General features: G+C 71.8%; 15 protein-coding genes and 1 tRNA gene. 6 read left to right on the plus strand and 10 right to left on the minus strand.

Translation table 11 applies throughout. The features are described 5' to 3' along the window. Window positions 1–61 precede the first annotated feature (61 nt). On the minus strand, window positions 62–604 hold the full coding sequence (locus tag AC6EXY_RS00225) for a YbhB/YbcL family Raf kinase inhibitor-like protein (protein WP_101835287.1): 543 nt from the start codon (window positions 602–604) through the stop codon (window positions 62–64). 117 nt (window positions 605–721) lie between these two features. Here AC6EXY_RS00225 and AC6EXY_RS00230 point away from each other — a divergent pair, with 117 nt between their 5' ends. Further along, entirely contained in the window at window positions 722–1060 is a 339-nt protein-coding gene (locus AC6EXY_RS00230) for a P-II family nitrogen regulator (RefSeq protein ID WP_101835289.1), read from the plus strand. Between the two features lie 231 nt (window positions 1061–1291). On the opposite strand, the gene AC6EXY_RS00235 is transcribed toward AC6EXY_RS00230, so the two are convergent. Further along, a complete protein-coding gene (locus AC6EXY_RS00235) occupies window positions 1292–2149 on the minus strand; it encodes a DedA family protein (RefSeq protein ID WP_101835373.1) in 858 nt (285 codons plus the stop codon). Window positions 2150–2654: 505 nt separating this feature from the next. On the opposite strand from AC6EXY_RS00235, the gene AC6EXY_RS00240 reads away from it, so the two are divergent. After that, window positions 2655–3884: a lipase family protein gene (locus AC6EXY_RS00240; protein WP_499817439.1), complete on the plus strand. Its 1230-nt coding sequence runs from the start codon at window positions 2655–2657 to the stop codon at window positions 3882–3884. A 2263-nt stretch (window positions 3885–6147) separates the two neighbouring features. On the opposite strand, the gene AC6EXY_RS00245 is transcribed toward AC6EXY_RS00240, so the two are convergent. Continuing rightward, the gene (locus AC6EXY_RS00245; protein WP_101835291.1) at window positions 6148–6930 is read right to left on the minus strand and encodes a TetR/AcrR family transcriptional regulator; all 783 of its coding nucleotides are present in this window, start codon (window positions 6928–6930) and stop codon (window positions 6148–6150) included. A 131-nt stretch (window positions 6931–7061) separates the two neighbouring features. Here AC6EXY_RS00245 and AC6EXY_RS00250 point away from each other — a divergent pair, with 131 nt between their 5' ends. From AC6EXY_RS00250 to AC6EXY_RS00265, 4 genes are all read left to right on the plus strand, one after another. Continuing rightward, a complete protein-coding gene (locus AC6EXY_RS00250) occupies window positions 7062–7493 on the plus strand; it encodes an organic hydroperoxide resistance protein (protein WP_101835293.1) in 432 nt (143 codons plus the stop codon). 242 nt (window positions 7494–7735) lie between these two features. After that, window positions 7736–9136: a glycosyltransferase family 4 protein gene (locus AC6EXY_RS00255; RefSeq protein WP_101835295.1), complete on the plus strand. Its 1401-nt coding sequence runs from the start codon at window positions 7736–7738 to the stop codon at window positions 9134–9136. 12 nt (window positions 9137–9148) lie between these two features. After that, the gene (locus tag AC6EXY_RS00260; protein ID WP_101835297.1) at window positions 9149–9880 is read left to right on the plus strand and encodes a class I SAM-dependent methyltransferase; all 732 of its coding nucleotides are present in this window, start codon (window positions 9149–9151) and stop codon (window positions 9878–9880) included. Next, complete coding sequence (locus tag AC6EXY_RS00265; protein ID WP_101835299.1) at window positions 9867–10931, plus strand: prenyltransferase/squalene oxidase repeat-containing protein; 1065 nt, start codon at window positions 9867–9869, stop codon at window positions 10929–10931. Before AC6EXY_RS00260 ends, AC6EXY_RS00265 begins: the two co-directional genes overlap by 14 nt. Here AC6EXY_RS00265 and AC6EXY_RS00270 read toward each other — a convergent pair. From AC6EXY_RS00270 to gyrB, 7 genes are all read right to left on the minus strand, one after another. Continuing rightward, entirely contained in the window at window positions 10914–11531 is a 618-nt protein-coding gene (locus AC6EXY_RS00270; RefSeq protein ID WP_101835377.1) for a class I SAM-dependent methyltransferase, read from the minus strand. The two genes, AC6EXY_RS00265 and AC6EXY_RS00270, sit on opposite strands and share 18 nt — an antisense overlap. A gap of 169 nt (window positions 11532–11700) precedes the next feature. After that, window positions 11701–12375 (minus strand): peptide deformylase, encoded by a 675-nt coding sequence (def, locus tag AC6EXY_RS00275; RefSeq protein ID WP_499817438.1) that lies wholly within the window; start codon window positions 12373–12375, stop codon window positions 11701–11703. Between the two features lie 882 nt (window positions 12376–13257). Next, on the minus strand, window positions 13258–15783 hold the full coding sequence (locus tag AC6EXY_RS00280) for a hypothetical protein (protein ID WP_499817437.1): 2526 nt from the start codon (window positions 15781–15783) through the stop codon (window positions 13258–13260). A gap of 250 nt (window positions 15784–16033) precedes the next feature. Further along, window positions 16034–16107: transfer RNA gene (locus tag AC6EXY_RS00285), tRNA-Ile, on the minus strand. A gap of 65 nt (window positions 16108–16172) precedes the next feature. Continuing rightward, window positions 16173–18002, minus strand: a complete 1830-nt coding sequence (locus AC6EXY_RS00290; protein WP_499817436.1) for a DUF3566 domain-containing protein — start codon at window positions 18000–18002, stop codon at window positions 16173–16175. Window positions 18003–18145: 143 nt separating this feature from the next. Next, complete coding sequence (gyrA, locus tag AC6EXY_RS00295) at window positions 18146–20650, minus strand: DNA gyrase subunit A (protein WP_101835305.1); 2505 nt, start codon at window positions 20648–20650, stop codon at window positions 18146–18148. A 98-nt stretch (window positions 20651–20748) separates the two neighbouring features. Then, window positions 20749–22683, minus strand: coding sequence for a DNA topoisomerase (ATP-hydrolyzing) subunit B (gyrB, locus tag AC6EXY_RS00300; RefSeq protein ID WP_101835307.1), 1935 nt, complete (start codon window positions 22681–22683; stop codon window positions 20749–20751). Window positions 22684–22827 lie beyond the last annotated feature (144 nt).

The raw sequence follows: 22827 nt of genomic DNA on the forward strand, positions 1-22827 counted from the left end.
TCGGGTCGGGCCCGGGCGCCCGGCGGCCGTGTCCCCTACCGCGCGGCCAGGGCCGGGATGGTCACCGCTGGTAGGTCACCCGCAGCACGGCCCGGGCGAGGGTGTGGAAAGCGAGGTTGAAGCCGACGACCGCCGGCGAGACCTCGTCGTTGATCTCAAGCTTGGGAACGTCCAGCGCGTGCACGACGAACACGTACCGGTGCACGACGTCGCCGGGCGGCGGCGCGGCGCCACCGTACTCCTTCGAGCCGTAGTCGTTGCGGACGTGGTAGGCGCCGGCGGGCAGGCCGGGGAACGCACCGCCGCCCGCGCCCGTCGGCAGCGCGGTGGCCGAAGCCGGCACATCGACGAGAACCCAGTGCCAGAAGCCGCTGCCCGTCGGCGCGTCCGGGTCGTAGCAGGTGACGGCGAAGCTTTCGGCCTGCTCCGGGTGGCCGGACCAGGCCAGCTGCGGGGAGGTGCCCGCGCCCCCCGCACTCGGATCGACGTGGGCGAGCGGCAGGGCGCTGCCGTCGGCCAGATCCGTGCTGGTGAGGCTGAACAGCGGGCGGACGGGCAGCACGTCCAACGGGTCGGGGGGAGTGCCGCGGTCGAGCAGGGACATCTGACATCCTTCCGTTACGCCATTCGATGACATTTCCGAGAGACGGATCCGTCACCTGCCGGCTCTACGCTTCACCGCGATGAAACCGCACTTCGGAAGCGAGGGCGAGAAACCGTCGTGAAACTTGTCACCGCGATCCTGCGGCCACACCGGGTCGATGACGTTCGCGCCGCCCTCGGCACCTTCGGTATCCATGGTATGACGATCAGCCAGGTCACCGGTTTCGGCACGGAGCTGTGGCGAACGGAGACGTACCGCGGACGGCGTTTCCACGACGAGTCCGTGAGCGCCGTACGGGTGGAGTGCGTGGTGCCCGATTCCGAGGTCGAGGACGTCCTGAGCGTGATTCGAAGCGCCGCCGCGTCGTCCGCGAGCGGTGCGGGGAAGATCTGGGTACTGCCGGTCGACGCGGTGGCGCGGGTGCGTACCGGGGAGCGCGGTCTGGACGCCCTTTGATCGCTCGGGGTGACATCCCCGACAGCCCCCCATCCGGGTGTGAATATAGTCACATGCCGACGATTAGGGCTCCTACCTGGCATTTCTATGTCATGCCCCTGGCTGGTGGGCGACACGGCCCTCGTTGACCCGATACGGTGACCACCAGGTCCCGGCGGGCGCCCGCCGACTCCCCCCGTATCGGTGCGGAGCTCGCCGGGACCGTTTGCCTGCGCGGCGCCTGTCGCGCGATCAGTCCCTGGCCGCCTGGCGGTGCTGACCGGCCGGGCGCTGCCCGGCGGGATAGCCTCCCGCCCCGCTCCGGCGCAGCTGCATCGTCGCCGCCGGATCGAAGTCCGCCTCGTCCGCCTCGCCGTGGGCCCTGGAGGTCGCGATCTGTCCGTCGCCGCCCGTCACCGCACTGCCGCCGGCGGTCCCGCCGCCGTTGCGCGCACCGCCCTGGCCGCCGGCCGCGGACCGGCGCCGCCGGCTGCGGAGGTACTCGACGAGGATCGGCAGCACCGACACGAGGACGACGAGGATGAGCATCGCCTCGATGTTCTTGTGAATGAAGTCGATCGACCCCAGGAAGTACCCGAGGAGGGTCACTCCGCAGCCCCAGAGCAGCCCGCCGACGATGTTGTAAAGAACGAACGTCCGGTAGTTCATCCGGCTCACTCCGGCGATGACCGGCGTGAAGGTCCGCACGATCGGAACGAACCGGGCGAGCACGATCGATCGCGGTCCGTTCTTCTCGAAGAAGGCATTCGCCTTCGTCACGTACTCCTGCCGGAACAGGCGTGAGTCGGGACGGTTGAACAGCGCCGGCCCCGCCTTGCGACCAATCATGTACCCGACCTGGTCGCCCGCGATCGCGGCCAACCCGATGAGGATCACGGCCACCGGCAGCGGCGTGGAGATCTCGTCCCGGGCGATCAGCATCCCCATGGTGAACAACAGCGAGTCACCAGGCAGGAAGAAGCCCACCAGCAGGCCGGACTCCGCGAACACGATCAGCAGGACGATGACCAGGCCGGCCTTGACCAGGCCGTCGGCGCTCAGGGCACTGGGTCCTAGAGCGAGTGTGCTCGACGCGAACGTGGTCACCATCGGGGCCTCCGCCGGTGTGAGGGCGACAGGGTCGGACACGCCAGGGAGACCGCCCTTGATCTCCGTGCCACCGCCCCGCACCCGCCTGGGGACACCGTAAGGGTATCGACTGCTCCGAGACCTTCGGCCGGCACCACCGGGCATCAGCCCCGGATCCACAGGCAGTCCGCAGTCGGTGTCCATCGCGAAGGCGCGGCAGAAGCCGCTGATCGGCGCGGCGGCCAGCCAGGGGCGCGGCCGTGCGCGCACTGCGATCCACCCGACCGCGCCGTAACGCGGTCGGCTCCAGCCGCGCAGCCGAATCCTCGCTAATCGGACACCGGATCGACAGGAGCGACAGGAGCGACACACCAGCGTCGAAGGCATACCGGGTGAACCATAGGCTTATTCGGTGCGTTTCCCCTGGATCGTTCCGGACGAGGATTCATCGGAATCCAACGGTTCGTACACACACTGGTTTGGCTCGCCCAGGTTCCGCTGGCGCACCGGGCGCCGGGCGCCGGGCGTGCTCCCGCTGCTGGTGGCGTTGCTCCCACTGGCGGCGTTGCTCCCGCTCACCGCCTGCGGACGCGGCGGCGGCGCCGCCCGGGAGATCCCCGGTCCGGACACCGCGGTGGGAGACCCGGCCCGCACGGCCCGCACGGGCCGCTCCGCCGCGGCCGGCGCACCTGGTGACCTGCTCACCCACAGCGTGATCGACGGTGCGCCGGCCGGGGTCCGGGCCTGGCGGATCACCTACCTGTCCCGGCCCGCCGGTCAGGCGACCGCCGCGGTCTCCGGCATCGTCCTCGCGCCCGATGCTCGGGTTCCGGTTCCCACTGGCGGCCGCAAGGTCGTGTCGTTCGCGCACGGCACCACGGGGATCGCGGACTCCTGCGCACCGTCGCGGGCCCGTCCGGTGCTCGGCCCCGCCCTCTGGACGATCCCCCTCGTCCAGGCCGGGTACGTCGTGGCGCTGACGGACTACGCCGGGCTGGGCACGCCGGGCGACCATGCCATCTACGTCGCCTCGCCGGAGGGCCGGGCCGTGCTCGACGCCGCCCGCGCGGCCCGGACCCTGCGTGCCACCGGAGCCGGGGACGAGGTCGTCGCCTGGGGTTATTCACAGGGTGGGCAGGCCGCGCTGGCCGCCGGGGCACAGGCGGCGGTCTACGCGCCGGACCTGCGGATCCGTGGGGTGGTCGCCACCGCCCCGCTCGCGGATCTGACCGCGTCCCTCGCCACGCTGCGGCGCAACCCCGACGGCGTCGGCTACCTGCTGCTGGCGACGGCCGGGCTGGCGGCGTCCGACCCGCGCATCGACCTCGATCGCTACCTGACGCCGACCGGCCGGCGGCTGCTGGGGATCGCCCGCACCCGCTGCGCCGCCGACCTGCTCGGGGCGAGCATCGGCACGTCGACCGGCACCGCGTTCACCGTGGACCCGCTGGCCCAGGCGCCGTTCGCGCCCGGCTTCGCCCGGCAGGAGGCGGAGGTGACGCGGTTCATGGCGCCGACGCTGCTCCTGCAGGGCGACCTCGACGCGGTGATCCGCCGGCCGGTCAGCGACGGGGTGGTGCGGCGCCTGTGCGGGCAGGGGACGCCGGTGGACTACCGACGGTATCCACTCGCCGACCATGGCTCGATCCTCGGCGCCTCCATGCCCGATCTGATGACGTGGGTCGCGCAGCGCTTCGCCCCCCGGCCACCGATGGTCACCGACATCTGCGCGCTCAGCACGGACGCCCGGAAGTAGCCCGTCCATTTCCACTCGCGCCCGTACGGTGCCCGCCCGGGTGTGGACAACGTCCTGCCTGGGTCATCACGCTGACCGCCCATGGCCCGTCTTCACCATCGGTGAACCCGCGCTCAGCCGTCATCGCCTGAGCGGCCTGTGGACGGCCGGACGGATGGCCCCGCGGGGGCACCGTGGCGACCCTGACCGGCCCCGCCGGCGGGCCCTGTGGACAGTGCTGGATCCGCCGGCGACGCCGGTCGAACGGCGCTCCGCCCTGGCCGATGACTCCGCGAGCCAGCACCATGCCCCGGCGGCTGTGGATAACCCCGCCGGGATGGATTCCAACAGGTCACAGCCCCGAGATGGGTGGGCCCCGGCCCGGCATGCGGCCTCGGCGGCGACAGCGGGGCGTGGGGCACCGTTCGGCACGCTGCCCCGGGATGGTCAGGGTCGTGTCGGGTGTGCCCGGCCCGTCCTCGGGCATCGTGGGCACGGCGCACGGTCCGAACACCGAGCTGGCGATGCCCTGACGCCGGGGGCGGTGACCAGGCCCAGGCCCGGTCACCGTGGCGGCCGGGCACAGTGACCGTCAGCGGTTCCGGCGGCCGGCGGCAGGGCCGCCGGCCGCTCTCCCTGGGCACATCGACGACGGTGCCCCTCCAGCGGCCTGGGGACAACTCCACGTAGCCGCTTGGAAGGGCACAGGTGCCTTCGTCGGCGGATTCCTCTCGTGGGCACCGCTCGGCCTGCCCGCGGACAGCCGGACATCCGTGCCCATCCGCGGGCAGGCGACCCCGAACGGTGCCCACGATGACCACCACGGCCACCACGTTGCTCCTCCACGCGCACCTGTGGACAACCACGCTGCCCCCTCGAGGTGAGGGGTAGCTCGATGCACGGTGACCGCCCGCGCCTCGCGCTCCGCGATGGGTCGGATCGCGAGGCGATCAACAGGTGAACCGGCGAACCGCGGAAGGCGGCGCGGCTCACGCTGCCCCGATCGAAGGTCATCGACGAACCCGTTCACCATCGCCGCGGAGGAGACGCGTGGGCGGTGGCGGCGCGATGTCCACAGTCGGTTGGACGGCCCGCGCGCCGCACTGTGGACGACGGCCTGCCACCGCCGCGATCACCCTCCTGAGCTGGGATGATGCGCGACCCGCGGCTCACGGCGGAGCGGTCGGTCGGTGACCGTGGATGGTCATCGACTGCCCGGCCCGGTGCTCCTCCACAGCAGCCGTCCGCAGTCGGGCCAAGCCCTGGGGCACAGTCGCGATCCCGCGTCCCACGTGCCGTCCGGCGTGCGGCACGGTGCCTCTCCAGGGGCTGGGGACAGTCGATCGATCGGGGTGACCAGGGCCCCAGCGTGGTCATCGCGATCGGATCGCCGGTCGCGCGATTCGATGGCCGGCTGGGGACACACACCGAGAACCCCAGCGGGGCCACCGCGTGCGAATGACCCGCACCGCGGTTCGTCGACGTGGGCACCGTCCGCCTCGCCAGGTGGACGACCGGCCATCCATGCCCATCCACGGGCAGCGGATCGCGAACGATGCCCATGGTGACCGACCCGGTGCTCCTCCCCGCGCGCCTGTGGACAACCAACGCTGCCCTCCCTCGGCCATGGGTCACCAGATGCACGGTGACCACCAGCGTTCCGTGCGGCGCGGCGGTCAGTCCGAAGGGCGACCGTCAGGCGAACCGACCAGCGGAGTCGGCGGGGACGGGCGACGCTGCCCCAGCGACGGTCATCGGCGAAGCCGTTCACCATCACCGCGGACGAGGCGCGCGAGCCGCGGCTCCGCGATGTGCGCAGTCGGTCGGACGGCCCGCGCGCCGCGCTGTGGACAACCGCCTGACCGCAGCCACGATCATCCCCCTGAGCTGGGATGATGCCGGGCCCCGGACGCGCGTCCGACCAGCTGATCGGTGACCTTCGAGGGACATCGATGAACCCGCCCCGATGCTCATCCACAGTGGCCGTGAGGGCGGAGGTGTGCCGCGAGCCTCGACGAGGGGTTCGTCTGGGGGCGACGTGCGCCGAGGCCCCTCGATGGTCATCGCACGGTGGTCATCCACAGGGCATCGCCCTGTCCATCAGGCCCGCCGGTGGGCGGCGGTCACCGGCGGTCGGCCATCGCCTGGACGGTGCCCCTCACCGGCTACTCCGGTGTCGTCGGCGGATCCCACGGTGCCCACCTGGCCGGCGGACGGTGACCACTCGGCCGGCGGACGGTGACCATCGGTGGACAACCGTCGCAAGCGGTGGCGTTCGCGCTGGTCAGAGGCTGTGGACGGGCGCCGGCGGGTCAGCGGCCGGTCCGGGGGCGGGGCGCACGGCGGCCAGGCAGAAATCGACCAGGCGGAGGTGGTAGGCGCGGTTGTCGGAGGGTGCGCGGGCCCCGAACGCGTGCCGAGCCATCAGCGCGCCGAGGAAGGCGCTGCTCGCCAGGTCGGTGTCGAGGTCGGCGCGCGCCTCTCCCCGCAGCACCGCGTCATGGAACGCGTCCTCGATGGCGGCCGCGCACCGGTCGACCGACTCCCGCCGGAACGCGGCGTACAGGGTGGGGAAGCGGCGCAGTTCGGCCATGCACCGGGCGAGGACCGACATCCGCGGCTCGAGGAACACGGCGTCCACAAACGGCGCGAGGTGCAGCAGGTCGGAGCGCAGCCCCCCGGTGCGGGGCGGGACGAGCCCGGCGGCGAGCGTGCCGAGCGCGGTGAGGACGAGGTCGTCGCGGTCCGGCCAACGGGCGTAGATGCCGCGCTTGGCGACGCCGGCGCGCAGCGCCACCCGGTTCACGCTGAACCCGCCGACGCCGTGCTCGGCGAGTTCGTCCACAGCCGCGGCGATCACCCGGGTGTCGATCGTCGCGTCGCGGGGACGCCCCCGGCGCGGACGACCGGCCTGCTCCGCGCCCAGAGCCGCGTCCGGCCCCAGGTCAGGACCTGTACCCGGTCCCGCGCCCAGTCCCTGGCCCGGTCCTGCGTCCGAGCCCGTGCCCGGGCTCCCGGCCAGGGTCGTGTCCGGGCCGGTGGCCGCGCCCGGCTCCTCCTTCGCCATAGGCCCAGGCTAAGGCGCAACGGTGCCCCGGACGGCGAATATTTAGAACACCGATGTGGTTGCATAATTGGGGCCAGGCCCGACCGGGTGCTGGCGGCACGCGGTTCCCGCCATCCACAGAGGAGCGAGACATGACAACCACCATCTACTCGGCGACGTCCACAGCCTGGGGCGGCCGCGAGGGCCGGGTCGCGTCCAGCGACAACCGGGTGGACCTCGAGCTGTCCATCCCGAAGGGCCTCGGCGGCGACGACGGCCCCGGCACGAACCCCGAGCAGCTGTTCGCCACCGGCTACGCGGCGTGTTTCCACAGCGCGCTCAAGGCCGTCGCGCGGGGACGGAAGGTCGACGTCGGGGGTTCCGCCGTGTCAGTGACCGTGGCGCTCGTGCGCGACAGCGACACCGAGTCCCTCGACCTGGCTACCCGGATCGAGGCGCAGATCCCGGATGTGGCCCGGGACACCGCTCAGGAACTGCTCGACGCCGCCCACGCGCTGTGCCCGTACTCGCGCGCCACCCGCGGCAACATCGCCGCCGAGGTCGTCCTCGTCGACAACGACTGATCTCAGCCTGATCCCGACCGGGCCGCCGGCAACGATGCCATCGGCGGCCCGGTCGGGCGGCGCGGGCCGGCTGGTCACCGGTGACCGTGAAGCGAGCGGCATCCGGCCGACGTCGGGACCGGCCAGGTCACTGGCTGGCCGATTCCAGTGAAGATCCGAATGGAATGTCCTAATGTGCGAGATGGCGCCACCCTCGACGTCGAGGGACCAGAACATGGCCCGAGCGGACGGAGGGCGCACACTTGCGGATCGCGTTGTTGTCGTACCGGAGCCTGCCCACCTGTGGTGGCCAGGGGGTGTACGTCCGACATCTGTCCCGCGAACTGGTCGCCCTGGGCCATCACGTGCAGGTGCTCAGTGGGCCGCCGTACCCGGAGCTGGACGACGGCGTCGGACTCACCGAACTGCCCAGCCTCGATCTCTACCGCGAGCCCGACCCCTTCCGCTGGCCCGGCATGTCCGAACTGCGCTCGCTGCCCGACGCCGTCGAGGTCGCGATGATGCGCACCGGGCAGTTCTCCGAGCCGCTGTCGTTCAGCCTGCGGGCCTACCAGGCGCTGCGGCCGCGGGCGTCGGGCGGGCGCCCGCCGTTCGACATCGTCCATGACAACCAGGGCCTGGGCTATGGCCTGCTGGCGCTGCGGGCGGCGCTGCGGCCCTACCGCATCCCGGTGGTGAGCACCGTGCACCATCCGATCACCGTGGACCGCCGGCTGCACCTGGCCGCGGCGTCGTCGTTCACCGCCCGCCTCGGACTGCGCCGGTGGTACTCGTTCCTGCCCATGCAGGCCCGGGTCGCGCGCGGACTGGACGGCATCGTCATCCCGTCGGAGAGTTCGCGCCGCGAGATCATCACCGACATGGGCCTGCGCTCGGAACTCATGCACACGGTGCCCCTCGGTGTGGACGCGGACGTCTTCACCCCGGCGCCCGCGGGTCACCGGGCCGTGCCCGGCCGCATCGTCGTCGTGACCAGCGCGGATGTGCCGCTCAAGGGCCTCGGCGTGCTGCTGGAGGCGCTGGCCCGGCTGCGCGGCGAGCGGGCGGGCGCGCACCTGGTCTGCGTCGGGAAGGTCCGCGAGGGCGGCGAGGCGCAGCGCCGGGTCACCGAGCTGGGCCTGACCGACGCGGTCACGTTCCGCTCCGGCATCCCGGAACAGGAGCTGGTGGAGCTGCTGCGCTCGGCGGAGGTGGCGGTCGTGCCGTCGTTGTACGAGGGGTTCAGCCTGCCGGCGGTGGAGGAGCTCGCCTGCGGGCTGCCGTTGGTCGCGACGACCGCCGGCGCGCTGCCCGAGGTCGCCGGGGATGACGGCGAGGCCGCGGTGCTGGTCCCGCCGGGCGACGCGGCCGCGCTGGCTGACGCGATCGGCACGCTGTTCGACGACCCGGTGCGCCGGGCCCGGATGGGGGCCGCGGGTCGCCGCCGGGTGGAGGAGCGGTTCTCCTGGCGGTCGGCGAGCGCCGCGACCGCCGAGTGGTACGCCGGGCGCATCGCCGCCGTCGGCGGGACGCCGAGCACGCCCTACCCGGGTTCGGCCTGGTCGTGGACGACGCAGGTGCCGACGGTCTGGTCGGCGGAGCAGACGGCGGCCGTGGCCGGTTCGCCGGCGGCGGTGACCGGCTCGCCGACGCTGGCCGGCTGACCGCCGCGCCCCATGCTGACCGTCGACTTCGATCGTTTTCCCGTCCCCGCGGGCTGCCGGCTGCTCGACCTCGGCTGCGGCGCCGGCCGGCACGCCTTCGAGGCGTTCCGCCGCGGCGCCGACGTCGTCGCGCTGGACTACTCGCACGGGGAGGTCGCCGGCGTCAACGCGATGCTCGGCGCGATGGCCCTCGAGGGCGAGTCCCCGCCGACGGCGCGGGCCGGTGGGGTGCGCGGGGACGCGCTGGCCCTGCCGTTCGCGGACGGGACCTTCGACCGGGTCATCGCCGCGGAGATCCTCGAGCATCTGCCGGCCGACACGGCGGCGATGGCGGAGATCGCCCGGGTGGTGCGGCCCGGCGGCTGGGTGGCGGTCACCGTCCCCAACCGTTTCCCCGAGCAGGTGTGCTGGAGCCTGTCGACGGCCTACCACACGGTGGAGGGCGGCCACGTCCGCATCTACCGGCTGGCGGAGCTGCGCGAGCGACTGACGGCCGTCGGGCTGGAACCGGTCGGCACGCACTTCGCCCACGCGCTGCACGCGCCGTACTGGTGGCTGCGGTGTCTCGTCGGTGTCCATGACGACGACCACCCGGCGACGCGGCTTTACCACCGCCTACTGGTGTGGGACATGATGCGCGCACCCCGGGTGACCAGGACCGCGGAACGGATCCTCAACCCGGTCGTCGGCAAGAGCGTAGTGCTGTATCTGCGGAAACCGGAGGTCACGAGTGCGGTCGGTTGAGTCTGCTCTGGTGCTGACCCCCGAGGCGCTCACCGCGACCGCGACCGCGATCGCCGCCGTCCAGGAACCCGACGGTGCCATCCCCTGGTACGCGGGCGGCCACACCGACCCGTGGGACCACCTGGAATGCGCGATGGCGCTCGACCTCGGCGGTCTGCCCGGCGCCGCCGACGCCGCCTGGTCCTGGCTGCGCCGCAACCAGCGGCCGGACGGGTCGTGGGCGACGAGCTACGTCGGCGGCGCGGTCAAGGAGGACTTCGCCGACAGCAACCAGTGCGCCTACGTCGCGACCGCCGCCTGGCACCGCTGGCTGGCCACCGGCGACGAGGAGTTCGTCGCGGGGATCTGGCCGGTGGTGCGCCGCGCCCTCGACTTCGTCGTCGACATGCAGGCGCCGAGCGGCCAGATCTGGTGGGCGCGCTCGGCCGACGGTGCCGACTACCCGCTGGCGCTGCTCACCGGCTGCTCCAGCACCCTGCACAGCCTGCGCTGCGGGATGGCGCTGGCCTCCCTCGTCGACGAGGTGCCGCCGGCCTGGGAACGGGCGACCGGCGCGCTGCACCACGCCCTGGTCGCGCATCCCGAGCACTTCGCCGAGAAGGACCGCTGGTCCATGGACTGGTACTACCCGGTGATCGGCGGTGCGCTGCGCCGCGAGGCCGGCCGGGCGCGCCTCGCCGCCCGCTGGGACGAGTTCGTCGTAGACGGCCTCGGGATCCGCTGCGTGGCCGACGAGCCGTGGGTCACCGGCGCCGAGACCTGCGAGCTGGCGATCGCCCTGCACCTGGTCGGCGAGACGGCCGCCGCCGCGCGCCTCGTCGCCGACATGCAGCACCTGCGGCACGACGGCGGCGGCTACTGGACCGGCTGGCAGTTCGCGAACAGCACGTTCTGGCCGGTCGAGCAGTCGACGTGGACGGCGGCTGCGGTGATCCTCGCGGCCGACACGCTCGCCGGCGGGGTCACCGAACGGGTCTTCCGCGGCGACGACCTCCCGACCGGCCCGGAGTCCGTGCCGGCGTGCGCCTGCCGGTCAGTCGACGCGGCGTAGCACCCGCAGCGAGCCGGTCCGCGACTGCTCGCGGAAACCGTCGTCGAGAGCGCGCAGCAGAACGTGGTACGGCGCCTGGCCACCGTCGGCCGGGTCGGGGAACACGTCGTGGATGGCGAGCATCCCGCCGGGGACGACGTGCCGCGCCCACGCCTCGTAGTCGGCCTGGGCCTGCTCCTCGGTGTGCCCGCCGTCGAGGAACAGCATCGCCGCCGGGGTGGACCACCAGCCGCCGACCTGCTCCGAGCGCCCCACGACCACCGTCACGACGTCCTCGACCCGGGCCTCCTCCAGCGTGCGGCGCAGGAACGGCAGGGTGTCGAGCCGGCCGGTGCGCGGGTCGACCAGCGAGCGGTCGTGGTACTCCCAGCCCGGCTGGTTCTCCTCCGAGCCGCGGTGGTGGTCGACGGTAACCACCCGCGCACCCGCCGCGCGGGCAGCGGCGGCCAGGTAGAGGGTGGACTTGCCGCAGTAGGTGCCGACCTCGCAGATCAGCCCGCCGGCCGGCACGCCCGCGGCCGCCGCGTACAGCGCCGCACCCTCCTCGACGGGCATGAAGCCCGTCGCCGCCTCGGCCATCTCCCGCAACGCCGCGTCCACCGCCGACCCCACCTTTCCCCGCGATCCGCCATCCGCCGTCCGCCCCATCGGCCGACTGCCAGCCCGCCAGCCCGGAACCGGGCGACACCGAACCTAGCGGGCGCGCCCCCTCGCCGGCCGGCGAACCCGGTGGCTCGGATGGTGCGCGTGCCCGGCACGCGGGCCGACGTCAGCGGCCCAGGGTCTGGGCGACCTCGACGCGGCGGGCGAGCACCTCGTCGCGGCGCTCCTCCATCTCCTTGAGTGCCTTGCGCCGCCCCCGGCTGGACAGCCGGTCTATGTAGAGGCTGCCGCGCAGGTGGTCGGTCTCGTGCTGCAGGCAGCGGGCGAAGTGGCCGGTGCCCTCCAGGCGCAGCGGGGCACCGGTCTGGTCCTGGCCGTGGACGACGGCCCGTTCGAGCCGGGGGACCTCCATGTAGGCGCCTGGCACGGACAGGCAGCCCTCGTCCCCCTTGATCAGGCGGCGCTCGGCGGGGTCCGGCTCTTCGAGCACCGGGTTGGCGATGTGCCCCACGTGGCGCACGCCGTCGTCATCGGTGCAGTCGTAGACGAACAGCGCGGCGTCGACGTCGATCTGGTTCGCCGCCAGGCCCACCCCCTCGGCCACGTACATCGAGGTGAACATGTCGTCGATGAGTGAGGCGAGCTCCGGGGTGCCGAACTCGGTGACCGGGCGGCACGGGCGGTGCAGGATCTCCTCGCCCACTTCCGTGATGCGCCGCGCGCTGCCCCGCCCAACCTCCTCCGGAACGGCGGGGTAGCTGTCGACCGGCGCTCCGAGCACCCGGACCCGCAGGTCACGCTGCTCGGTCGCCGCATCGGATCGTCCGGTACGCGAGGCCATGGCGAGCTACTCCTTCTCCGTCCAACGCCGGCGCGCGAACGCGCGAGGGCGACGCGACGCGGGCCCGCGTCGCGTGGTGCTACGAGCTTGGCAGACGGCGACCGCAGGCGGCGGCACGGATCGTCGCGCGTCGGGGCACGGTCGGGCCTGCCAGCGACCCAACCGCCACGATCGTCATGGATGGGCACCCCGAACCAGCCTCCCACCCTGTGGATAACTCCAGATCATGGTGACCGCCAACGACCGGCGCGGCCACCGGCACCACCGCCGGCGTGCCGGGTCAGCTGGCTCCACCACGCGGCGAACTCCTCCCGGGAGCGGCGCTGCCGATCCTCGCGGCAGGCCCGGCACTGGGTGTCCTCTGCCGGGCGCTGCCCACAGGTGACGCACTCCGGCCCGGGCGGGCCGCCGAGCTCCGCGTGCGCTTCCGCCACGGTCCGCCGGCAGTAGCACCCCTCGGATCCGAACGTACAGGTCACCCATAGTGATATTGACCCGGATCCGTGGTGATAGGACCACTCATGGTCGCACAGCGAACACGCACTCACGGCGTCATTCGAACACACGACCGTTCTCTGCGCATCGCCCGTCCGGGCCTCCCCGAGTTATCCACAGGCCCGTCACGGTGCCCATCCACCATCGGCGGCTGACCGCCGCGCGGTGTCGGTCTGGCCCTGACGACCGGGGCCGACCCATACCGGCTAGGCACGTACGACAAGCGCACGGAGCTGTGGCGCGCCGTCTTCGGTTTCGGGCTGCTGACATACAGCATCGAGCAGCGGTTGGTCGCAGTCACCGTGCTGCGGGTGACCTGGGTCGGTCAACCCTGATCACCCGCAGATCACGCTCACGGCGCCAGCCCAGGGCAAGGGCGGCCGACACTCAGCGGTGTCGTTGCTTGCGAGCCGGGCGGGCTGACATCCGACCCGAAGCCGAAGATCTTCCCCGGCGCTCGGACGGCGGTCGGTCCCGAGCATCGGCAGCCGCGCCGCTGGGCCGGGCGATCGCCTGGTCCGGATGGTGCTCGCCGAGAACCCGCAGAACTTCCATCAGATAGAGGACGTCTGTGGCGACGAGATGACGCACCAGGTTCTGGGGACCGCCCGGCCAGTCGAGCGCCGCCTGGTCGAAGGCTGCGCAGACCAGCTCGACGCCGACGGGCTTCGGTGACCCGCTCTCCGAAGGTTCCCGCCGCGGGGCGTCCGCCGCCAGACCCTGGACAGCGTTCAGCTCGTCGGCGATGGCACGCATGCGCGCCTCGGCGAGGAGGGAGCTGAGGTGGTCACCGATGACGACCGCTCTCGCCGACAGCGGCGGGTCCGCGACGATCTGCCCACGCTGGCGCAGCACCGCCACGGTGTAGGCCCCGATAACCGGATGGTCGACGAACGTCGCCAGGGCCGTGAGCAGCGGGGCCTCATCCTGTGGATCCGACAGGGAGAGGAGAGCCGGCCCGGGCTCGGGCTGCACCGGGGCACCCGGCGCGGCCGCCTGCACGGCCCCGAGCAGGCCGAGGACTCCGTGATTGCTCCGGCCGGCGGAGGCGGCGAGGATCGCCTGCCAGGCATCGGCGCCACCGCCGTGGGCATTCACCCAGGCAAGCACGCCGGCCTCATGTGCGTGGGGCGGCCAGTGCTCCAGCCAGCCGACAACCGTGTCGGAGCCGACCACGGCCAGGTCCGCGGTGGTCGGCGCCTCACCTCCCGCCATCACCAGCGCGGTCCGCAGTAGGGCGACGCCCAACGGCGTGAGCGCGATGCGGTCATCCTCGCGTCGCATCACCCCAAGAGCGGCGCAACGGTCCACGAGCACCGCCTGAGTGCCAGCGACATCGAGAAGCTCGGCACGGTCCTCCTCCTCAAGGTTCGGTAGGCCGATCAGACGGGCCAGCTCCGCGTCGGACGGCAGCTGGTAGGCGAGGTTCCCCCGTGTCCCGTCAGCATCGGGCAACCGAAGCTGCGATCTCAGGACACCCGCGTCGGCGGACGGGCCGTCGGCGCTCATCGTGGCTGGTCCCTGGTTCGGCGGGTTCAGCGGCAACCTCCACGCGAGATGTTCGGCTGCCAGCCGGGCCAGGGAGTACGACACATGGATCTCCCCGACCATGCGGATCAGCAGAAAGGGCAGCTCGCGGACGAGCGTGGCGAGAAGCTCGCCCTTGCCGTCGTCCACGCTCGGTCGCTGTGCCGTCAATGTGGTCAGCCCGACGAGAACGCCACCCAGAGCGTCCAGTCCGAAGACGGCCAGGTCGTGCGGGTCACCGGAATTCCAGGTCACCAGCCCGTCGCCGGCGTGCAACTCCCCGCCAACCCGGCGCAGCAGGTCCGTGGCGAGCGCGATTTCATCCAGTTCCCGTCTCACCGGGCCAGCCAGTCCGAGGTCCGAAGCACCCGGCCACCGCCCGGCCGCGCCGTCCGCGTCCTTCGGCACACCTCCGCGATCATCGACCCAGACCGCCAGGTCCGCAGCCGCGGCCAGCAACGGGGACGCGCGCACCGCGGCCGCGAGCTCCTCGACCGGAGGTTCGTCCATGACAGGCAGCGGAGTGCAGACATCGTCGTCGATCAGTTCGACGAGCTCGTCGAGCAGCCTGTCAGCTCCCCGGTCACCGAGGCGCGGGGCGAGGTCACGGAACTCCATGCGCAACGCGCGGCTCAGCCCAGCGGCGGAACCGAGGTCCATCAGGACATCCATCCCCGCCTCGGCCGTATTGTCGATCAATTCGTGCCGCCAGGCGTCGTCATCGGCTGTCGCAGCCGTACTCGCGGACGCGGCGCCGCCGCCGTCGCGAAGCCGCTCGTAGCGCACCATCAGGTCGGCAAAGCCCTGGTGGTGACGAACGAGGAGGGTCTGGGTGGCGAGCTCGACATTCTCGGTCTGCCTCGTCATCACCGCGATGGATACCGCCATAGCGGCTCGACGATCAGCGAACGACCGCTTCCGGTACCCGGCAAGCCAGCCCCGCACCGCCGATGGGTCCGACGGATCCACCCCGTCGGCGCGCAGCAAGGCGCCGTAGAACCGAGGCCAGGTCGATCTCGCCGGCGCGGCCAGCGTCTGGTGGAACTCTGCCGACACCTCCGTGATGACCGACCGCAGCTTCTCCTGCCGTTTCGCGTTGAGCAACCCGTCGGCGCGGCGCCGGTCGACGAGGAGGGCGGCCACCCGCGGGTAGTCGGAGGCGTCCGCCTCTCCGCCCGCCGCGAGACCGGGCAGATCCGTACCGAAGATCTGGCGGACGAGGCCGGCGGTCGGCTCGGGCAACCCGCCGCGCACCTTCGCACCACGCCACGCGAACAACAGCAGCAGGAGGGTGGCCGCCCTGGCGGGTACCGGCTCGCCGCGATCCCGCGCCCACCGTAGAAAGGAATCGATTCGCAGCCCGAGGGTCAGATCAAGCTCACGCATGCCAACCAGGCTAGACACACAGCTCAGAGCCCCGGAAACTGCCCGGTTCGGGCAGCAAGCGTCCAACCACAAGAACAAGCAGGTGCCCGAACCGCGAACCGCGAGCCCGAACCACGCACCGAGCCCCGGAGCCGTCCAAGGGGATACGGCGGCCACACCTCGGGGGGTTCGGGGGGTCGTCCCCCCGGCCAGCATCGCGGGCCTTCGGGAAGCTCCCCCAAGGGGAGCGAACAGAGGAATCCAACGCGCGTGGACCTAGGTGGACTTGAACCACCGGCCTCTTCCTTATCAGGGAAGCGCTCTAACCGACTGAGCTATAGGTCCGGGCAACGACTGCAACGATACAGGACGGGGGACGCCGCGTGGACGCCGGCCCCGCCCCGTTCGCGCTACTGATCGCTCAGGGTGAGCTCGATGCCCCCGATCATCTCGGCGCACAGGTTGTAGAGCAGGGCACCGAGGGTGGTCAGCGCGGTCATCAGGATGACGTTGATCGCGCCGATGAGCAGGCTGATCTCCATGGCCCGGCCGAAGGAGAGCCAGCCTCGGACGTCGCTGGCGCTGCTGTTGGTCAGGGTGTCTGCCGCCTTGCTGACGCTGTCGAAGACGCCGATCGAGTTCAGCACGAACCACAGGACGGCGACGGCGACGAGCAGGACGACGAAGACGCACAGGGAGAACGCGAAGCTCAGCCGGGTCACCGTGACCGGATTGATCTTGGATAGGCGCAGCTTGGCCCGCCGGCCGGCGGCGGGCGGGCGGCCGGAACCCGATCCGGAGCTTGCGCCCGAAGCGGCGCCAGGACCGGTGCCCGGGCGACCAGCTCCACGGGACGGGGACGGGCCGGCGGAGGGCCGGTCGGCCGCGAAGTCGTCGAGCTGGCCGGCGAGGGCGTCCGGGGAGGTGCCGGTCACCGGGTGGTGCGCGTCGGCCGTGGCGCTGCCCGCGGACGCCGACGCGGCGAGCGCTCGGTCATAGGCCGCCGTCGCGCTCGCCGCGGCGCGACTCGACGCGGGCGCTGCCGGCCGCACCGCGTCGGCGGCAGGCACCCGCTCCGGCGCGGCACGGTTGATGTCGGGCTTCGTGGTACGGCTCCTCGTCATGCTGGGCGGGCGGACCAGGGAGATCGTGTCGGTCTCCCGGGACCGTCCGCCCGGGGGCTCGGTGCGGGCGCTGGGCAGGCCGGTCGGCCGGCCGGTTCCGGACGATGCCGCGCCGGCGGGCGTCGCGGGCGAGGATACGGCGGCGGCGTTGAACGTGCGGGTAGCCGAGCCCGCGTCGCCGTCACGGGTACCGGATCCGCCGGCGCGAGCCGTGCCGGATGCGGACATCGGCGGCCCCGACGCGCGATCACGGTCCCGGCCGTCGCCACGGTCACGGTCACGGTCGTTCAGGCGGTCACGGTCGTTCCCGGCGGCCGTTCCCGCCCGCCCGGAGACGGCCGAGCGCCCGGCCGAGCCAGGTCGCTGTGGATCCGCGGACGTCAGCGTTGCTGTGGACAGCTTGGTGGTGGCGGAGGACTTCGCGGCTGTGGACGCCCCTGCGGAGAGCGAAGCCGCCGCGGACGAGGCTGTGGACGACGACGTGGACGACCGGGATCCCGAACCGGTTGCGGACGGGGTGGCGTCCTGACGCCTGGACGAGCCGGAGACCCCCGGCGCGCCCGAGCCCGAGCCTTCCCCGGCCGTGGCGGAGGCGGAGCGCGCGCCGGCGGTCGAACGTGAACTCCCGCCGCCCGTGGAACGCGAACCCTGCCGGGTGCCCTTGGCCGGTCCCGCGACGCCGGGTTCGGCCCGCTCGTCGCCGCCGTCCCCGGCAGAGCCCGCCGCCCGCTCGGGGCGCTGGAAGAACGGATGGTCGGCGGCCGACTCGGAGTGCCGCGAGCGGTCGCCGCCCGCCGCGCCGTCGGACGCCTTCCCGCCGCCGCCCGACCCGGCACCGGCAGCGGAGGCCGATGCCGAACCGGACACCGAGCCCGAACCGGATGCGGGGGCCGGGTCCGAACCGGGCTGCTCGTCGTCGCCGGGCGAGCCGAGGCCGCCGGCCGTGGGCATCAGCGCCGTCTCGTCACCGTCGTCCTCGTCCGGACCGCTGCCGGCGGCCGGGCCGGACGGCCGGGAAGAACGCTCACCGTCCCGCGTCGCCCCCGACCCGGCGACCGGGGAGGAGCCACGGTGGACCGCCGACCGAGTCGGCCGATCATCCTGACTGTCGCTCACGGACTACTCCCGGTTCGCTCCTGGGCGGCACACACGAGTCGCGCGCACACCAGTTACCCCCTCCACGGCACCGTCGCGTCAGCCGGCCGGCTGACGCGACGGTGAATCACCGCCGTCCGGCGCCGACCTCGACCGCCCGGAACTCAGCCGTCCTGGGCGCCGGCGTCATCGCGGGCGTCGGTGTCCTCCACATCAGCATTGCGCGCCACCCCGACCACCTGCACACCGGACTCCAGATCGATGAGCCGGACGCCCATCGTCTGCCGCTGGGCACGGCGGACATCCTTGGCGATGGTGCGCAGCACCCCGCCGTTGGAGGCGATCGCGTAGAGCTGGTCGTCCGGATCGACGACGAGCGCGCCGACGAGGCCACCGCGAGTCGAGACGATCTTAGCGGTCAGCACCCCCTTGCCGCCGCGGCCCTGCACCGGATACTCGGCCAGCGGCGTCCGCTTGGCGTATCCACCAGAGGTGGCGACGAGGAGGTCGGCGGTCGAGTCGGGGACGACCACGTCCATCGACAGCAGCTCGTCCTCGGCGTCGAAGCGCATGCCGATCACGCCGGAGGTGGCCCGTCCCATCGGCCGCAGCTGCTCGTCGTCGGCGTGGAAGCGGATCGACTGGGCGTTGCGGCTGACCAGCAGCAGGTCGTCGCCGGGGGCGACCAGACGGGCGGCGATGAGCTCGTCGTCGTCACGCAGGTTGATCGCGACGAGGCCGCCGGCCCGGTTGGAGTCGAAGTCGCGCAGCGAGGTCTTCTTGCACAGCCCGCGCTTGGTGGCGAGCACCAGGTACGGGGCGGCCTCGTAATCCTCGATCGCCATGACCTCGGCGATGCGCTCGTCCTGGCTGAAGGCGAGGATGTTCGCGACGTGCTGACCCTTGGCCGAGCGGGCCTGCTCGGGCAGCTCGTGCGCCTTCGCCCGGTAGACCCGGCCCTTGTTCGTGAAGAACAGCAGCCAGTGGTGGGTCGTGGTGACGAAGAAGTGCTCGACGATGTCGTCCTCGCGCAGGGCCGCGCCCTGCACGCCCTTGCCGCCGCGGCGCTGCGAGCGGTACAGGTCGGTCTTGGTGCGCTTGGCGTAGCCGCCGCGGGTGACGGTGACGACGACGTCCTCGCGGGCGATCAGGTCCTCGATGGACATGTCGCCCTCGAACGGCACCAGCCTGGTGCGCCGCTCGTCGCCGTACTTGTCGACGATCTCGGCGAGCTCCTCGCCGATGATCTCACGCTGGCGCCCGGGGGAGGCGAGGATCGCCTCGAGCTCGGCGATCCGGGCGCGCAGCTCCGCCGCTTCGTCGATGATCCGCTGGCGCTCCAGGGCGGCCAGGCGGCGCAGCTGCATGTCGAGGATGGCGGTGGCCTGGATCTCCGACAGCGTGAAGCGTTCCATCAGCTGGCCGCGGGCCGCTTCGGCGGACTCCGCGTTGCGGATGAGGTTGATGACCTCGTCCAGGTGGTCGAGCGCGATGAGCAGGCCGTCGAGGACGTGCAGCCGTTCGCGCGCCTTGCGCAGTTGGTAACGGGTGCGGCGGACGATCACGTCCACCTGGTGCTCGACGTAGTAACGGACCATCTGGTCCAGGCGCAGCGTGCGTGGCACCCCGTCGACGATCGCCAGCATGTTGACGCCGAAGGTGTCCTGCAGCTGGGTGTGCTTGTACAGGTTGTTCAGGACGACCTTGGCGACGGCGTCGCGCTTGAGGTCGATGACCAGGCGCTGGCCGATGCGGGCCGACGTCTCGTCGCGGACGTCGGCGATGCCTGTGACCTTGTTGTCACGGACCAGCTCCGCGATCTTCTCCGCGAGGTTGTCCGGGTTGACCTGGTAGGGCAGCTCGGTAACGACGAGCTGGGTACGACCCTTGTTCTCCTCGACGTTGACCACGGCGCGCATCCGGATGCTGCCTCGCCCGGTGCGGTAGGCGTCCTCGATGCCGCCCCGACCGACGATCAGGCCGGACGTCGGGAAGTCCGGGCCCTTGATCCGGCCGATGAGCGCCTCGAGCAGCTCCTCGTCGGTCGCGTCGGGGTTGTCGAGCGCCCACTGCACGCCGGTGGCGACCTCGCGCAGGTTGTGCGGCGGGATGTTGGTCGCCATTCCGACCGCGATGCCGCCGGCGCCGTTGACCAGCAGGTTCGGGAACCGGCTGGGCAGGACGAGCGGCTCCTGCGAACGGCCGTCGTAGTTCGGCGCGAAGTCGACGGTCTCCTGGTCGATGTCGCGCAGCATCTCCATGGCCAGCGCCGCCATGCGGGCCTCGGTGTACCGCATGGCGGCGGGCGGGTCGTTGCCCGGCGAACCGAAGTTGCCGTTGCCGTCAACCAGCGGATAGCGCAGCGACCAGCTCTGGGCGAGCCGGACGAGCGTGTCGTAGATCGCCGAGTCGCCGTGGGGGTGGTAGTTACCCATGACGTCCCCGACCACGCGGGAGCACTTGAAGTACCCGCGGTCCGGGCGATAGCCGCCGTCGTACATGGCGTACAGGACCCGGCGGTGGACGGGCTTGAGCCCGTCCCGGACCTCCGGCAGCGCGCGGCCGACGATGACCGACATGGCGTAGTCGAGATAGGACCGCTGCATCTCGACTTCGATGCCGATGGGTTCGATGCGGTCGCCGGGGGGAGGCGGTAGGACGTCGACCACGGGGTCCTTCCAGGGCAGAGGGATTCAGTTGGTCAGGGGGACCCGGCGCTCGCCCCGCGAGCGCACGGGCCCAGGACACGCGGAGCTGTCCGGGACGCCTAGATGTCCAGGAAACGCACGTCCTTGGCGTTGCGTTGGATGAAGCTGCGACGCGCGTCGACGTCCTCGCCCATGAGCACGGAGAACAGCTCGTCGGCGACGGCGGCGTCGTCGAGGGTGACCTGGAGCAGGATGCGCCGGTCCGGGTCCATGGTGGTGTCCCACAGCTCGGTGGCGTTCATCTCGCCGAGGCCCTTGAACCGCTGGATGGCGTCCTTGGGCAGCTTGCGCCCGGACTCCACACCCTGCTGGACCAGGCCGTCGCGCTCCCGGTCGGAGTAGGCGTACTCCCAGTCCTCCCGCCCCCATTTGATCTTGTAGAGCGGCGGCTGGGCCAGGAAGACGTGGCCGGCCTCGACGAGCGGACGCATGAACCGGAACAGCAGGGTCAGCAGCAGGGTGCGGATGTGCTGACCGTCGACGTCGGCGTCCGCCATCAGAACGATCTTGTGATAGCGGAGCTTGGTGATGTCGAAGTCGTCGTGGATGCCGGTGCCCAGCGCCTGAATCAGGGCCTGGACCTCGGTGTTCTTCAGGACCCGGTCGATGCGGGCCTTCTCGACGTTGAGGATCTTCCCGCGCAGCGGCAGGATCGCCTGGAACTTCGAGTCCCGGCCGCCCTTCGCCGAGCCGCCCGCCGAGTCACCCTCGACGATGTACAGCTCGCAGCGCTCCGGGTCGGTGTACTGGCAGTCGGCGAGCTTGCCGGGCAGGCCGGTGCCGCCGAGCAGACCCTTGCGCCGGGTCAGGTCCCGCGCCTGGCGGGCGGCGATGCGGGCACGCTGGGCGTCGAGCGCCTTGCTGACGATGGCCCGCGCCTCGGTCCGGTTCACCTCGAACCAGTCCTTGAGCGCCGAGTAGCACATCTCCTGGACGAACTTCTTGGCCTCGGTGTTGCCGAGCTTCGTCTTCGTCTGGCCCTCGAACTGGGGCTGGGCGAGCTTCACCGAGATGATCGCCGTCAGGCCCTCGCGGATGTCGTCGCCGGAGAGCCGCTCATCGCCGCCGCGGGCGCCCGCCTTGACCGGCTTGAGCAGGTTCTGGTCCTTGGCGTAGGCGTTGACGGCGCTGGTCAGCGCGGCGCGGAAGCCCTCCTCGTGGGTCCCGCCCTCATGCGTGTTGATCGTGTTCGCGAAGGTGTAGACCGACTCGGAGTAGCCGCCGTTCCACTGCATCGCGAGCTCGGCCTCGAGGCCCACGCCCTTCGACTCCAGCGAGATCACGCTTCGGTGGATGGCGTCCTTGGTGGCGTTGAGGTGAGCGACGAAGTCGACGAGACCGTTGGCGTACTTGTAGGTGACCTCGACCCGCTCCTCGCCGCGCTCGTCGATCAGCGTGATCGACAGGTCCTTGTTGAGGAAGGCCATCTCCTGCAGGCGCCGGGAGAGGGTCTCGTACTTGTACTCGGTGGTCTCGAAGATCTCCGGATCCGCCCAGAACGTGATCGACGTGCCGCTCTTCTTCGACGCACCGGTCTTGACCAGCGGCGCCGCCGGCCGGCTGGCCACATATGGCTGGAACCAGACGTGGCCGCCCTGCTGGACCTCCACATCGAGCTTCGTCGACAGCGCGTTCACGACGCTGACGCCGACGCCGTGCAGACCGCCCGAGACCGCGTAGGACTCGCCGTCGAACTTGCCACCGGCGTGCAGCGTGGTCAGCACCAGCTCGATGGTGGGGATCTTCTTGACCGGGTGCATGCCCACGGGGATGCCACGGCCGTTGTCGACCACCCGGACACCGCCATCGGCCAGCAGGGTCACGACGATCGTGTCGCAGTAGCCGGCGAGCGCCTCGTCGACCGCGTTGTCCACCACCTCGTAGACGAGATGATGGAGCCCGCGCTCCCCGGTGGAACCGATGTACATGCCCGGACGCTTGCGGACCGCGTCAAGACCTTCAAGAACCTTGATCGAACTTGCGTCGTAGGCCACGCGGCGGGTCCCCTCGTTCTGGGCGGAAGTATCCACCAGTCTACCCGGCAGCCCGCTATAGCGGACGCAGGGTGACCCCTGACGTCTGCGCAGGGCGCCGAGCGGAGGGATGGTGAACTCCCCTACCCGGCCGACAGGTCCAGG

Source organism: Frankia sp. RB5, from assembly GCF_059816245.1.